Origin of the sequence: Brucella sp. TWI432, from assembly GCF_039674445.1 — a bacterium.
Taxonomy (GTDB): Bacteria; Pseudomonadota; Alphaproteobacteria; order Rhizobiales; family Rhizobiaceae; genus Brucella; species Brucella chromiisoli.
The window spans coordinates 74,455-88,906 of record NZ_JBDJNL010000011.1; the positions used below are offsets into that span (position 1 = coordinate 74,455).

Below are 14,452 nucleotides of genomic sequence, written 5' to 3' on the forward strand. Positions count from 1 at the left end.
TTACCGTTTGTGATTGGTGTGTTGGCACGTCTGTCATTGGCGGTCCAGGTCATAGGCGATCAGTGAAGGCGAGTGGTTGAAAGTCCGCCATGCAATCTTGCTGCATTATAAGGCGCCGATGGTGTTAGCCCTTCGACGCCTCTCTGCCAAGACTCTTATTCGGATTACTAAAAAGACGGTCGCTAACCCGTTACCTTATTCTTCAAGCCAAATTTTTTCGGCCAGTCGATAGCCGCTCATGTCACCACCACCGGGAACGGATACATAGCCCTTCACTTTGCCGCTGGCTGCCGCAAGATTGTCGGTGAACACAGGGATCAGCTCGCCACCATCGTCCACGATCAGCACTTGCATGTCGTGATAAATTTGTTTGCGCTTGGCTTCGTCAAGTTCAATACGGGATGCAGCAAGCAGTTTGTCGAATGTCTCATTGCTCCAGCCTGTTTCATTCCACGGAGCACCGCTTTGCAGCAGCATTGAAAGCATTGCATCGGCGGTTGGGCGCACCGACCAGTTGGATGCCACAAACGGCTTTTTCAGCCAGACTTCATCCCAATAGCCATCCGATGGTACGCGCTCGACATCAATGGTAATGCCGGCTTTAGCCGCAGATGCCTGATAAAGCTGGGCTGCATCTGCCGAACCGGTAAAGCCGTTGTCTGAAACGCTAAGTGGGATAGAACCAGAGAAACCTGATTTTTTCAGATGGAACGCTGCTTTTTCAGGATCATAAGCGCGTTGCGGAATATCCTTTGCATACAAGGCGTTCCATGATGGGATCGGATGATCGTTGCCGACCGCACCCGTTCCGACGAGCAGGCTTTTCTGCAGTTCTTCGCGGTCAATCGCATATTTGAGCGCAAGCCGCAGATCATTGTTTTTCAGAAGCTCGGAATCCGTGCGCATCGGAAAGCAATACATCGAATTTTCGGGCGTGCGTAAAATCTGAATGTCCGGACGCGCGCTCAGATGACTGACCATGCGTGGTTCGACCGCATTGATAATATGTGCCTGACCACTCATCAGCGCCGCCATACGTGCAGTCGTATCGTCCATTGCGATGGTTTCAACGGAATCGACATTTGCACGGTCCGGGTGCCAGTAATTCGGATTGCGGCGCGTCAACGCGCGGATACCGGGCTGGAAATCTTCCAGAATAAATGCGCCAGTGCCAATGCCTTTATCGAAGTCTTCGCCATCCGGTCCGATGCCAAGGTGATAATCGACGAAAGCAGCCGGAAAATCGACATTGCCTGCATTCAGCGTGACGGTCACTTCATGCGTGTCCGAAGCAACAATATCGGTTACGGCGAGCAACACACCCTTGCCACCTGATTTGGTGTCGTCTCCCCGGTGATGATTGAGCGAATAAACCACGTCCTTTGCAGTGAGTTCTTTGCCGTTATGGAATGTCACACCTTTGCGAAGGCGGAATATCCACTTGCTGGCATCTGCATTTGCTGGTTCCCAGCTTTCCACCAAAGCGGCCGTAAGTTTTCCGTCGGGGCCAAGTTCCAGCAATGTGTTGAAGAGCTGGAAGCCGACAGTATACATATAGGCCATTGTGTAGGATGCGGGATCAAGATGATCGGAACTCGATGCCGAGTGCATTGCGATTACCAGATTGCCGCCCTTGCGCGGCTGCATGTCCTGCGCGCGCGCCTGTGAGGGCAACAGCAAACCCGTAGCGGTCATTCCCATACCGGTTGCGATAGCTGCACTGGCCGACATGCTGAGAAACTGGCGCCGCGAAGGCTGTAGAGAAATGATCGGGCTCTTCTGGTGAGACATGCTTTGCACTTTGACGCTAGAGGTCTTCAATAGGGGTTTATAAGTCTTGTTAATCCCATTGGAGACAATCCTCAACAAGCAATAAATAAAATAATTGCACACCAAAAATAGAATAATATTCTAATGTCTTTGCGCGTCGTGAGGTTTCGCCTCGTAGGAGCCGTATCATGGCGAGCGCATGCAACTTATCGATTTGCTGCGCACAATCGCCATTGAAGTACGAATAAAGCCGGGATTGATCTTGTGGCGTAACGTCAGGGCTTTATCGTTATTGGATTGGTCTATGAGGGCCGAGAGATCAACAATTTTTGATAAACGGCTCGGCCGTTGTGGTCTTTCAGCTCCTAAGACACGATGCGCCCGAGAGGCGCCTCGCTCATCGTGCCCTGATGACCGTATGTTCGCTCCTCATTTCACTTGCAGGTCTGCCAGATTGTTCTCGACGGCGGCGATATTCAGTTCAAGCTCGGCGATCTGTCGAAGGATGTTTTTATTCGGCAGGTCGTCACACTCCGCAGCTTCTTTGAGAAGCTTTCGTTGCTCTGCCTGCAAAATGTCAGAAAGTCGTTTGAAACGCTTCACAAGCGGTTGATCGTCTGATGAACTCAATGGATTTTCCTTTTTTATTTTCCCGACTACATCTGCAAGCCAATGCGACATTGCAGACTGGAGCGTCTGAAACTGGAAACAACCCGCGTCATGCGCGTGCGCTGCAGGGTTGTCGAAGGTTAGACGATCAGACGCGCTTTATACGTGTCTCACCTTCTATATTCTTGTTGTTGATTTGCATATGGCCATTGTTTGTTCGCGGCACTTACGTAAAAAATCGAAATCAAAACGTTTATACAATAGTATAATGCCTTGTTTGCCCTTGTCGAGGGCATTGCATTCATATGTGTTGTGATGTCGCGAGCGTTTGCCCGCAACGTTGGTCCAGAATGAAAAGGGGCTGGCAGGCGTAGATGAAAAGGCCAACGTTCATTCAAAACGCTGGCCGGTCCGTTGCTTTCGGCTTGTGAATGCGATCAAGGAGCGATGAAATTATGCTTCAAAGAGATTAAAATGCACTCGAAAAGCCAAAAGCGCGATATATGTTTAAAAGCATAGGCAAGAAGGCCATAAATTTTGATCTTTATGGATGCTGTGCGCCCGTGACGGTCAGATAGACCGCATAGAGTGACTTCGTCGCGGTAATAAAAAGCCGATTACGGCGAGGGCCACCAAAGGTGAGATTGGCAACTGTCTGCGGCGTCTTGATCTTGCCAAGAAGCTTGCCTTCTGCTGAGAAGCAATGCACACCGTCGCCTGCACTGGTCCACAGGTTGCCGTCCGTGTCGAAGCGGAAACCATCCGGCAGACCATTATCAATCGTGCAGAAAACCTTGCCACCGGTCACGCGCTTACCTTCGTCTACGACATCGAACACCCGGATATGACGCGGTGCCTTTTCGTCGTGGCTATAGGCGCTGTCGGCGACAAAAAGTTTCGTTTCATCGGGCGAAAAGGCGAGGCCGTTTGGCTGTACGAAATCCGTGATAACCGCCGTTAACGCACCGCTTTTCGGATCAAGCCGATAGACATTGCGAGTTGGCTGTTCGGGATCAGCTTTATAGCCTTCATAATCCGCCATAATGCCGTAGGTCGGATCGGTAAACCACACTGTGCCGTCAGAACGTACGATGACGTCATTGGGTGCGTTGAGCTTCTTACCCTGATAGCTGTCCGCAAGCACGGTGATGCTGCCGTCCAGTTCTGTGCGGGTGACACGGCGTCCGCCATGTTCGCATGAAACCAGCCGTCCCTCGCGGTCGCGCGTATTGCCATTGGCAAAGTTCGAAGGCTGGCGGAAAACAGAAACGCCGCCCTCAGGCACCCAGCGCAGAATACGCTGGTTAGGAATATCGCTCCAGAGCAGGCAATTCAGATCGCCAAACCAGACCGGACCTTCGGCCCAGCGACAATCGCTGTAAAGTTCATCAAGATCCGCGCTTGATACGATCAGATTCTTAAAGCGTTCGTCGTGAATTTCGTAAATCGAATGATTTTGGGACAAGGAAATAACTCCGGGGAATGTTGTTTAACGCTCTGGTCTGCGGCTGCTGGCAAGGAAAATCACCGCAATGATGGTGAGCCCTGTCAGGACCAGACGAACACCGGCACCGAAGCCATAGGTGTTGAGCATCGAGACGATGAGGAACATGAAAAGTGCGGCACCCCAAATGCCGGGGATGTTGGAATCGCCGCCGGCGACGGCCGTGCCACCGATGATGACCACTGCAATCGACATCAGGAGATATTCAGCACCCATATTGAGTGCGGCACCGCCAGAAAAACAGGCAAGCAGGAAGCCGCAAAGCGAAGCCAGAACCGCGCAAAGTAAATAGGTGACGAAGCGTGTTCCATCGACCGGAACGCCTGCCATACGTGCGGCAAACGGGTTTTGCCCGATGGCCGAAATCCAGCGACCATAAATGCTTTTCTTGAGAAGCACCCAGCCTAAGACCGACAGAAGCAGCGCCACGATTGCGACATTGGGAATGCCAAAAACGGAAGACGTGGTGAACTGAGCCAACACTTCAGGCGGCTTTACGCGCAGGCCGCGATTGCTCCAGATAGCGGTCGACTGGATGAGGAAGCTCATCGACAGGGTTGCGATAATCGGCGGAATACGCAGCAGCTTGATCAGCGCATAATTGCAGATGCCAATGCCAAGACCGATCAGCAGTGCGACTGCAAGTCCCGCCAGGATCATGCTGTCCTGCGAGTCCATCAGCTTCAAAGCCAATGTTGCAGCAAGGGTCATGGTGGCAGGAACCGAGAGATCGATATTGCCGGGTCCGAGCGTGATCACGAACATCTGCCCGAGGCCGACAATCACCGAAAAGGATGCGAAGGTGAAGGCTGCATGTGACAATCCTCCGGCACCCGCACCACCGGTAAACAAGACGGTGATGATCCAGACCGCGATGGTTGCGATGAATGACCAGATCCATGGGCGGCTTGTAAGAACGGAGACAGCGCTCATTGCTTATTCCCCTTACGATCGAGGCGGTTGAGGAAGAGGCGAAGTGCAAGCACGAGGATGAGGATTCCGCCTTGCGCACCAATCTGCCAGTCGGGCGAAATGCGCATGAAAGAGAGGAATGAACCTGCGAGCGTGAGCGTCAGCGCACCAATGACAGCGCCAATCGGTGAAATGCGTCCACCGACAAATTCGCCGCCGCCCAGAATGACACCGGCGATGGAAAGCAGCGTATAGCGCAGCGCAATATTGGCATCTGCCGAAGTGGTAAGTCCCACAAGTGCGATACCGGCAAGCACCGCAAAAAAGGCTGCAAGCGCATAGGTTCCGGCGCGGATTGCGGTGATCGACCAGCCAGCGCGCTCAATGGAACGTCCATTGCCGCCAGCACCACGCATCAGCACGCCAAAGGTCGTGCGCATAACGATGAAATGCGTGATAACGGCAATCAGAATGCTTGCGACAATCGCCATGGGTATAAATGGCGGTTTTGTGGTCATGATCCAGCGCGCCCAGTCCGGGGCCTGGCCGCCGGGTGAGGGCAGCAGCAGAACTGCAAGACCACCCCAGACGAACGACATTCCGAGTGTGACGACGATGGAAGGCAGATTGCGCAGATGGATGATGGCACCGAGGGCCGCATAGGCGGCAATCGCTGCGGCAAGGATCAGAACGCCGATGATGGGATCCGTGTTGAGATAGGTCGCAGCCACGCAGACCACAAAGCTCACGAAGGTTCCCATCGAGAGGTCAAGATCATTGACCGCCATGATGAGCATCTGCGCAATTGTTGCGAGTGCAATCGGCACCGCGAGATTAAACAGCAGGTTGAGGCCGGTATAGCTCATGGCACGCGGCTGCATGTAGAAAACAGCAGCCAGCAGCAAAGCGAGCGAGAAAACCGGCGTCAGCAGGCGAAGGGATGAGGCCGAGAGGCGCATTATTCGTGTCCTCCCTCAAAAGATGCAGCAAGCACGTTCTTTTCCGTGATTTCGTCGCCGACGAGTTCTGTCACGATTGCACCGTCGCGGAAGACATAGACACGATCGCACAATTCGATCTCGTCCATTTCGGTGGAATACCAGACAAAGGTACGGCCATTTTCAGCTTCATGGCGCAGGATTTCATAGACTTCCTGCTTGGTGCCGACATCCACGCCACGCATGGGATCGTCCATCAGAATGGCATCGGCAGTGGTGGCAAGCGCACGGGCAAACAGCACTTTTTGCTGATTGCCGCCGGAAAGCGACAGGATGCGATTGCCCATATCCGGCGTGCGGATTTGAATCTTGTCTTTCCATTGTGCGCCAAGCTGATCTTCGCGGCTCTGATCGACAAGCTTCAGCGATGAAAGGCGATCAAGCGAACCGATGGTGAGATTGTGCAGAATGCTCCAGAGTGGAAACGTGCCATTAAGGCTGCGATCACCCGCCACGAAAGCGATTTCGCAATTGCGCGCAGGCAACCAGTTTGGTCGGCGGGCATAATAAAGATCAAGCAGCATTTTTGTCTGGCCATGACCGGCAAGCCCGGCAAGGCCGATCACCTCACCTTTGAAAGCCTGAAACGGCTTGCTGTCATTGGCGCGCTTTTTTGCAGAGAGAACGACGGTGCCTGGCATGTCCGCTTTTGCTGTGCGGCGCGCCGCCTTTTCGCGTTCGACGCTTCCCATCGCTTCGACAAGGCTGCGATTGGTGAAATCGCTTGCGGCGCGATTGGCGACAACCTTGCCGTCCTTCATCACAACGATGCGGTCGGAGGTTGAGAGGATTTCTCCAAGCATATGCGAAATGAGGATCACCGATCCACCCGTGCCGACAAAGCGACGGACATAGGCCATCAGCTGCGCGGCAATGCCTGCATCAAGTGAAGAGGTTGGTTCATCAAGAATGACGAGTTTTGGCGCTGTGCCGGGTGCAGTGAAGTTGATGGCGATTTCAACCATCTGGCGTTCGGCAATGGACAACTCATCAACGGTCGCGGAGCAATCGATCTTGTGGCCGGGAAAAATCTCGCTGAGCTTGTTTGCTATGAGATCAACAGCCTTGCCGCGCCAGTTGGCACCCGCAAGGTCGCGCTGCATGATGCGGACATTTTCGGCAATTGTCAGATTGGGGAAGAGCGACAGCTCCTGAAAGACGCAGCGCACGCCATGCTTACGTGCAGTCGCCACGCCATGACCCGCTTCGCCGTGATAGGTGAGGCTGCCTTCATGTGGGCTAAGGCCACCATTGATGACATTGACGATCGTGGATTTGCCAGCACCATTATGGCCGACAAGTCCGATACATTCGCCTTTATGGATCACAAGTTCGGCGCCATCGAGTGCCTTTACCGCACCGAACTGCACGCGGATATTGCGTGCGACGACGACCTCGCTTTTGTCGATTGAATTTGCCATGCACTCGAACTGTATTGGAGATGAGGGAGGGGTAGGCGTGAGACACGCCCACCCCCTGGGAGATAAGGTGATGAGGTTATTTCGCTTCCGCGATGACCTTCTGCGCGTCTTCAAGCGAATATTCGACATTCGCAACGCCACCCTTTTGGGTGTTGGCAAGCTCCTTATCGAGAGTTTCCTGGCTGACGCTTAGGAATGGAACAACGAGGTCTTTCTTGACTTCCTTGCCGTCAAGAATCTGCTGTGCAACCCAGAAAGCAAGCGTTGAAACGCCCGGCGCAATCGAAACCGACATGGTTTCATAGCCGTTTGCGTCTTTCTGCTGCTTCCACCACTGCAGTTCGTCTTCGCGGTTGCCCATGATGATGATCGGCGTTTCGCGCTTTGCCGCGGCAAAGGCTTGTGCTGCGCCATAGCCGTCACCGCCCTGCGTGACCACGGCGTCGATCTTTGGCAGGCTTGGCAGAACGCCTGCGACCGCACGCTGCGCAACATCAGCCGCCCAGTCGCCATGGACCGAACCGACAATCTTGAAATTCGGATGCTTCTTCACACCTTCCTGAATGCCGGCATGCAGCTCATCATCAACGGAGACGCCAGCAAGGCCACGAATTTCAAGCAGATTGCCACCTTCCGGCAGGCGTTTTGCCAGATAGTCGACCTGACCTTCGCCCATCTTCTTGAAATCGACCGCAATGCGCCATGCGCAAGGCTCGGTTACGATGCCGTCGAACGAAACGACGGTGATGCCTGCATCACAGGCTTCCTTGACGGCACCATTCAGAGCGGTTGGCGACGCGGCGTTGATAACGATCGCATCATAGCCTTGCAGGATCATATTCTGGATCTGCGCGGCCTGTTCCGTCGCTTGATTTTCAGCGGTGGTGAAAGCATCGGCTGCCGAAACTGTGCCAGCGCTGACGGCTTCCTTCGTCACCTTGTCCCAGCTCTGTAGCATCGCCTGACGCCATGAGTTGCCAGCATAATTGTTGGAGAAAGCGATCTTTTTCGATGATGTGTCAGCGAATGCGCTACCGCTCGTCATCAATAGGGCGAGTGCGGCGGATGCCAAAAGAGTTTTCCCAAGCTTCATTTCATTCCTCCCAGTTGCAAATATACGCTCCGCAACGCTTATGAGCGCTTCGGATCGTTCGAATTTGAATGTGGTGCGAAACCTCCCGCACCGCCGCTCCTCAACGACACCAACTCTCCCGTGACATTTCCTATTGTCTTGCGGGCAATTTTCTGGTGAAGCGAGGATGAAATAAATGCGCTGCGCTGTGAAGGCTGATCGAAGCAACCATGCTGCGGGTTCGCGCAGCAAAATTGCGGGAACCCGCAAGACGTGCCGGTAGAAAAGCGGCGTATTATACGTACAAAGCAACCTGTCTTTGGGAGGAGAGTCGCTTGCTGGAACTCGCGCCTGCGCGCCTGCTGGACCGCTACCTGAATATTTCCAGATTGTTAGCGGGGCAACTCGATTTCGATTCCATCATTCAGGCGGTTGCCGCCGAGATCAATCACATCCTGCCCTATGATCATCTCGATGTCTGTATCAAGATGATCGATGGCAAGTTTCACATTGCCTATGAGAGCGGGATTGAAACGGCGTGGAGCCGCAATCCGCCCGCACTTCTATCGGGAAGCCCTATTCGGACAGTGTTGTCCGGTGAAGTGGAATATCTGCTGACCGATGATGCCCGCACCGATCCGCGGTTTCATTTTGAGGGAGCATTTTCGACGCCAATCATCGACCACGACCTGAAAGGTCGTCTGCATGTGCCGCTGAAAGCACAGGGCAATATTATTGGTGCGCTTAGTTGTTCCAGTTTGCAGACGGGCAGCTATTCAATGCGTGATGTGGAAAACGCGCAATCGATTGCTGATCTTCTGGCGCCCTATTTCTTTGCTATCCGTGCCGCCGAACAGGCCAAACGCTCAGCCATCGTTGAGACGGAAGCACGGGCGCGCGAAGAGGGCTTGCGTTTTGGTGCACTCAAGCTCACGGAGGCACTGGAGATTGAGCGGCATCGTATTGGAATGGATTTGCACGATCAGACGCTGGCTGACCTCACGCGTCTCGCCCGTCATGTCGAGCGGTTGACGCGTGCGCCCGACCTTTCGGGCGAACAGCTTGAACCGCTGTTTCGTGGCTTGCAGCATTGTATGCAGGACTTGCGGCAGATTATCGAAGAAGCCAAACCTTCGGTGCTGCAATTGTTTGGTTTTGCGCAGGCAACGGAAAATCATCTTGATCGCTCTATCCGCGAAAGCGGCGCTGCCATTGATTGGTTTCTCGAAGACCAGAGCGAGGGCATGACTGACAGTCTTGAAGAGACGGTCGCGACTTCGCTTTTCCGCATTGTGCAGGAAGCCATCAACAATGCGATCCGGCATGCTCTTGCCGGAGAAATCCGTGTTCGCCTGCGCGATAAGGGTGGCAGGCTTTTGGTGGAAGTGATGGATGACGGCATTGGTATGGACCGTCAGGCCCAGCGTATCGGCCATGGCATTGATAATATGCGCACAAGAGCACGGCTCATCTCAGCGAGCTTTGCCATCAGGAAAAACTCGGAAGGCAGTGGCACTTGCGTGACCATCCATCTGCCGCCGGAAATGCATGAAACAAAGGGAGGGTAAGATGCAGGTTCTGATCGTGGAGGATGATCCGTTGCATCGCACCTATTTGGGGGAGGCGATCCGTGCAGCATTGCCGGAATGCAGTGATGTTTTGGAAGCGGATAATGGTTCAAGTGGCGAGAAGCTCGCACGTATGCATCGATCGGCGCATATTGTGATGGACCTGCAAATGAGCGGGCGCAATGGTATTGAAGCCGCACGCACCATCTGGAAAGAAAATCCGGAAACCCGCATCTTGTTCTGGTCAAATTATGCCGATGAAGCCTATGTGCGCGGTGTCTCGCGCATCGTGCCGGAAGGTGCTGCTTATGGCTATGTGCTGAAATCAGCGTCCGACGATAAGTTGCGGCTGGCGCTGCGCAGTATTTTTGTTGAAGCGCAATGCGTGATCGACCGCGAAGTGCGTGGTTTGCAACAAAAAAGCCTCGGCCACACCAGCGGGTTCAGTGAAAGCGAATATGAAATTCTGATCGACATCGCGCTTGGTCTGACCGACCGCGTTATTGCGCGTCGGCGTAACCTGTCGCTCAGAAGTGTGCAGAATAGATTACAGCAACTCTACGAAAAACTCGGCGTCTATCAGGAAAAGGGCGAGCCGGAGGAGGGGCGTTTTAACCTGCGCTCACGCGCGGTAACAGTCGCTCTGCTTCGGAAGCTTTTGAATTACAGCGCATTGGAGCGCGCCGAAATTGAACTGCGGGATTGGATTGGCTGACAAAGCAGTCGTTATGACCTTCTAGATCGGAGCGTGCTCTAACTGGGCATCAACCTCGCCGGCGCTGCTTCTCATAATGGTTCCCGCCACCAATTCATCGATGAATCGAAGAACAGGAATCCCAAGCTCAGTTGATTGGCGTGTTATGACTTCATAAGGCTCGCTTTTGGATCGCAGATGCATGGGCAAGATACAGGCCATGCCAAAATTGACGAAAAAGGCTGCGACATCGCTCGAAAGCAAAGCTACAGTATTTATGTCGGACTGCATCAGCGACATGGTTGTAAGAGCTGAGCGAGTTTCCAACAAGGCTGTGGGAATGGTTAGTCCCGATTGCCTGAACTCCTGCTCTAACGACAAACGCATGGGCATTGATGCGGTGTAAACAATCCAACGTGAATCAACGAGATCCTTTAATTTGACACGCTTTCGACCGACCAGCGGGTGTGATGGATTTGCGACGACAGCCAGCAGTTCGTCGTGAAAAGCCGTCACATTATAAAGTTGCGGTGTCGCGCTTACCGAACTGCGACCGATGACAAGGTCAAGCAAGCCGCGATCAAGCTGACGCAGCAGCTCGACACTCGTGTCTTCAAGAATCTCTATTGAGGTGCGCGGGTATTGCCGTAGATAATTGCTGATCGTTTCTGTAATGTAGGGCACCGCGCCCATGATCGTCCCGATCCGCAGTCTGCCCCACTCGATATCGGACGCGCTCTGAACCTCCTGTTCCATAACTGTCAGTTGGGACAGCATCGTCTTAGCATGCCGAATCATACAATCCCCTGCGGCTGTCGGTGTCAGTCCGCGATTGGTGCGATTGAAAAGTTTACGGCTTAAAAGCTCCTCCGCCTCCCGTAATGCCTTTGTTGCGCGCGGTTGGCTCATGCCGATTAATTCCGCAGCACGTTTCAGCGATCCGTTGTCATCGATGGCCGAAATCAACAGCATCTGACGGAGAGACAGCCGTAATATCGGCTTGGCATAGGAACGCGGCATCGATAGTAAGTTTCCTTTTTGTTATACCAGTATCATGAAATAGCGGATTTACAGCATTAATGTCACCAGTATTTTGCCTCTCCAGAAAAGCATCCATCGCGTCGATATTCCAATTCGTGACCGGATTGCCATTTTGGAATACAAAGGGAGAGGCGCATGAGCCTAATCAACTATGTGACCCGTGTTCAATTCGGTTTCGGTGAGATCGCAACGCTGAAATCGGAGCTGGCGCTTGCGGGTATTAACCGTCCGGTTATTGTAACTGACAAAGGTGTGCGCGCACTGGGTATGCTCGAGCGGATAGAAGCTGCAACGGGTGTTACACCGGCGGCTGTCTATGATGAAACCCCTGGTAATCCGAACGAAGCCGCCGCCATAAAGGCCACGGAACTCTTCCGTGAAGCAAATGGTGATGGCATCATTGCGATCGGTGGTGGATCTGCACTGGATCTGGCAAAAGCTGTCGCTGTTTTGGCGGCGCATGGCGGTCCTCTGAAGACCTATGCAGTTATTGAAGGCGGTATGGAAAAAATCGCCGCCAAGACATTTCCGATGATTGCAGTGCCGACGACCGCGGGAACGGGCAGTGAAGTCGGTCGCGCCGCAATCATTATTCTGGATGATGGACGCAAGGTTGGGCTGCTTTCACCCTATCTCATTCCCAAGGCAGCAATTGTCGACCCTGAACTCACACTCAGCCTTCCACCGATGCTGACAGCAGCGACAGGTATGGATGCCCTTTCACATTGCATCGAAACCTTTCTTGCACCTTCATTTAATCCGCCGGCCGATGGAATTGCACTTGAGGGTTTGCGCAGGGGCTGGGCCAACATCCGCCGCGCGGTCGAAGAGCCGAACAACCGAGATGCACGCGCAAATATGGCAATCGTCGCGACGATGGGCGCGATGGCTTTCCAAAAAGGTCTGGGTTGTGTTCACAGCCTCAGCCATTCATTGGGCGGTATCAATCCAAAGCTTCATCACGGCACGCTGAACGCAATCTTCATGCCGGCAGTTCTTGAGTTCAATCGCAGCGCGCAGACGGCGATCGACGAGAACAAATATGCGCGTCTTGCAGATGCTATGGGCCTTGAAGCTGGCGCAGATATTGGCGCTGCAATCGAAACAATGACCCAAGCTATTGGTTTGCCCTCCCGTTTGTCGCAGATCGGTGTCACCGAAGACCTGTTTGATCGGGTCGTAATCGGAGCACTCGCCGATCACAGCCATCGCACCAATCCGCGCGACGCATCGTCAGAAGATTACCGCGCAATGCTGCAACAAGCGCTGTGAGAGTGTATCTGTAGGAGAAAAACATGACTTTTAAACCGCATGGCAAACATCTCATTGCTGGTGAGTGGGTTTCTACCGACGAAACTTTCAAAAATGAGCCTGTTTCGGGTGAAGCCTATGCGTTTTCGCTGGGAACGGTCGAACTGGTAAATCGTGCTGTTGAAGCAGCGGAAGATGCGTTTTGGTCTTACGGTTATTCCACAATCTCGGAGCGCGCGGCTTTTTTGCGCGCCATCGCGGATGAGGTCGAAACACGTGGCGAAGCCATTACCCAGATTGGCACTCAGGAGACTGGTCTGCCCGCAGCCCGTCTTCAGGGTGAGCGTGGACGCACCTGTGGGCAGTTGAGGCTTTTCGCCGACCATATTGAGAAGGGTGAATATCTCGACAAGCGCCATGATGCTGCTTTGCCGGATCGTCTGCCCGCGCCGCGTCCTGATATTTGGTTGATACAGCGCCCCATCGGTCCTGTCGCAGTCTTTGGAGCGTCCAACTTCCCGCTGGCCTTTTCAACAGCTGGTGGTGATACGGCAGCGGCACTTGCAGCCGGTTGCCCTGTTGTCGTGAAGGGGCATTCCGCTCATCCCGGCACAGGTGAAATCATCGCTGAGGCCATTTTCGCAGCCATCCGCAAGACGGGCGTCAATCCCGGCGTATTCAGTCTGGTACAGGGTGGCAATCGTCATGTCGGCAGTGCGCTGGTCACGCATCCATTGATCAAGGCGGTGGGGTTCACCGGTTCGCTGGCGGGTGGACGGGCATTGTTTGATCTCTGTGCGCAACGTGCTGAACCTATTCCGTTCTTCGGTGAATTGGGCAGCGTCAATCCGATGTTCATTCTGCCTGAAGCACTCAAAGTACGCGCAGAGGCAATTGGTTTCGGCTGGGCAGGCTCTCTTGTGATGGGCGCCGGCCAGTTCTGTACCAATCCCGGCATTGCCGTGGTGCTCGATGGCCCGGATGCTGATGGATTTGTAGCCGCAGCCAAAGAGGGGCTTTCCAGCGTAGGATCACAGCTCATGCTGACCGGCGGCATCGCAAGTGCCTATCGCGATGGCCAGACGCGTTTCCAGAATAATGATGCTGTTGATGTCGTTTATGAGACTGTGTCGGAAGGGCGGGAAGTAACCCCCAACCTCTACGAGACGACCGCAGAACGTTTTCTTGAAAATCATGCGTTAGCCGAAGAAGTCTTTGGACCGCTTGGCCTTGTTGTCCGGGTGAAGTCACTTGAAGACATGCACAAACTGGCGCGAAATTTCGAAGGCCAGTTGACGACAACAATCCACATGGACGATGCGGATATCCATGCAGCAAAAGCGCTTCTGCCTGTGCTGGAGCGCAAGGCTGGTCGTGTTCTCGTCAACGGCTTTCCAACGGGGGTTGAAGTGGTTGATTCAATGGTGCATGGGGGACCATACCCCGCTTCGACAAATTTCGGGGCGACCAGTGTGGGCACGATGTCTATTCGGCGCTTTCTTCGCCCGGTTAGCTACCAGAATTTTCCCGCAGCTCTGCTGCCGGAGGGGGCGCTTTAGCGTCCTCTCTATATTCATTTCCCTGCGGCGATTATTCGATATGGAGGAGGAAC

At 53.8% G+C, this 14,452-nt stretch carries 12 protein-coding genes; 4 read left to right on the plus strand and 8 right to left on the minus strand.

The features are described 5' to 3' along the window. Window positions 1-195: 195 nt before the first annotated feature. The 7 genes from ABE527_RS15245 to ABE527_RS15275 form a co-directional block, all read right to left on the minus strand. A complete protein-coding gene (locus tag ABE527_RS15245) occupies window positions 196-1,791 on the minus strand; it encodes an ABC transporter substrate-binding protein (protein ID WP_265985152.1) in 1,596 nt (531 codons plus the stop codon). A gap of 408 nt (window positions 1,792-2,199) precedes the next feature. After that, complete coding sequence (locus ABE527_RS15250; RefSeq protein WP_499697431.1) at window positions 2,200-2,400, minus strand: hypothetical protein; 201 nt, start codon at window positions 2,398-2,400, stop codon at window positions 2,200-2,202. A 523-nt stretch (window positions 2,401-2,923) separates the two neighbouring features. Beyond that, complete coding sequence (locus ABE527_RS15255) at window positions 2,924-3,844, minus strand: SMP-30/gluconolactonase/LRE family protein (protein WP_499697432.1); 921 nt, start codon at window positions 3,842-3,844, stop codon at window positions 2,924-2,926. 24 nt (window positions 3,845-3,868) lie between these two features. Further along, window positions 3,869-4,816, minus strand: coding sequence for an ABC transporter permease (locus ABE527_RS15260; RefSeq protein ID WP_499697433.1), 948 nt, complete (start codon window positions 4,814-4,816; stop codon window positions 3,869-3,871). Further along, complete coding sequence (locus tag ABE527_RS15265; protein WP_499697434.1) at window positions 4,813-5,754, minus strand: ABC transporter permease; 942 nt, start codon at window positions 5,752-5,754, stop codon at window positions 4,813-4,815. The genes ABE527_RS15260 and ABE527_RS15265 overlap by 4 nt, the downstream gene beginning before the upstream one ends. Further along, window positions 5,754-7,214: an ATP-binding cassette domain-containing protein gene (locus tag ABE527_RS15270; protein WP_499697435.1), complete on the minus strand. Its 1,461-nt coding sequence runs from the start codon at window positions 7,212-7,214 to the stop codon at window positions 5,754-5,756. The genes ABE527_RS15265 and ABE527_RS15270 overlap by 1 nt, the downstream gene beginning before the upstream one ends. 76 nt (window positions 7,215-7,290) lie before the next feature. After that, window positions 7,291-8,307, minus strand: a complete 1,017-nt coding sequence (locus ABE527_RS15275; RefSeq protein WP_265985162.1) for an ABC transporter substrate-binding protein — start codon at window positions 8,305-8,307, stop codon at window positions 7,291-7,293. Window positions 8,308-8,621: 314 nt separating this feature from the next. On the opposite strand from ABE527_RS15275, the gene ABE527_RS15280 reads away from it, so the two are divergent. Both ABE527_RS15280 and ABE527_RS15285 read left to right on the plus strand, forming a co-directional pair. Further along, window positions 8,622-9,854 carry a GAF domain-containing sensor histidine kinase gene (locus ABE527_RS15280; RefSeq protein WP_499697436.1) on the plus strand — a complete coding sequence of 411 codons (1,233 nt, stop codon included), beginning with the start codon at window positions 8,622-8,624 and terminating at the stop codon, window positions 9,852-9,854. A 1-nt stretch (window position 9,855) separates the two neighbouring features. Further along, window positions 9,856-10,569, plus strand: coding sequence for a response regulator (locus ABE527_RS15285; protein ID WP_499697437.1), 714 nt, complete (start codon window positions 9,856-9,858; stop codon window positions 10,567-10,569). A 21-nt stretch (window positions 10,570-10,590) separates the two neighbouring features. On the opposite strand, the gene ABE527_RS15290 is transcribed toward ABE527_RS15285, so the two are convergent. Then, entirely contained in the window at window positions 10,591-11,520 is a 930-nt protein-coding gene (locus tag ABE527_RS15290) for a LysR family transcriptional regulator (RefSeq protein ID WP_499697438.1), read from the minus strand. 204 nt (window positions 11,521-11,724) lie between these two features. On the opposite strand from ABE527_RS15290, the gene gbd reads away from it, so the two are divergent. Both gbd and ABE527_RS15300 read left to right on the plus strand, forming a co-directional pair. Continuing rightward, a complete protein-coding gene (gbd, locus tag ABE527_RS15295; RefSeq protein WP_499697439.1) occupies window positions 11,725-12,861 on the plus strand; it encodes a 4-hydroxybutyrate dehydrogenase in 1,137 nt (378 codons plus the stop codon). Window positions 12,862-12,884: 23 nt separating this feature from the next. Continuing rightward, complete coding sequence (locus ABE527_RS15300; protein WP_499697440.1) at window positions 12,885-14,399, plus strand: aldehyde dehydrogenase (NADP(+)); 1,515 nt, start codon at window positions 12,885-12,887, stop codon at window positions 14,397-14,399. Window positions 14,400-14,452: the final 53 nt, after the last annotated feature.

Excerpts from the sequence above, each read along its gene's own strand:
- ABE527_RS15245 (WP_265985152.1), bottom strand. The coding sequence starts at position 1,791 with ATGTCTCACCAGAAGAGCCCGATCATTTCTCTACAGCCTTCGCGGCGC.
- ABE527_RS15260 (WP_499697433.1), bottom strand. The coding sequence starts at position 4,816 with ATGAGCGCTGTCTCCGTTCTTACAAGCCGCCCATGGATCTGGTCATTC.
- ABE527_RS15265 (WP_499697434.1), bottom strand. The coding sequence starts at position 5,754 with ATGCGCCTCTCGGCCTCATCCCTTCGCCTGCTGACGCCGGTTTTCTCG.
- ABE527_RS15270 (WP_499697435.1), bottom strand. The coding sequence starts at position 7,214 with ATGGCAAATTCAATCGACAAAAGCGAGGTCGTCGTCGCACGCAATATC.
- ABE527_RS15275 (WP_265985162.1), bottom strand. The coding sequence starts at position 8,307 with ATGAAGCTTGGGAAAACTCTTTTGGCATCCGCCGCACTCGCCCTATTG.
- ABE527_RS15285 (WP_499697437.1), top strand. The coding sequence starts at position 9,856 with ATGCAGGTTCTGATCGTGGAGGATGATCCGTTGCATCGCACCTATTTG.
- ABE527_RS15290 (WP_499697438.1), bottom strand. The coding sequence starts at position 11,520 with ATGCTGTTGATTTCGGCCATCGATGACAACGGATCGCTGAAACGTGCT.
- gbd (WP_499697439.1), top strand. The coding sequence starts at position 11,725 with ATGAGCCTAATCAACTATGTGACCCGTGTTCAATTCGGTTTCGGTGAG.
- ABE527_RS15300 (WP_499697440.1), top strand. The coding sequence starts at position 12,885 with ATGACTTTTAAACCGCATGGCAAACATCTCATTGCTGGTGAGTGGGTT.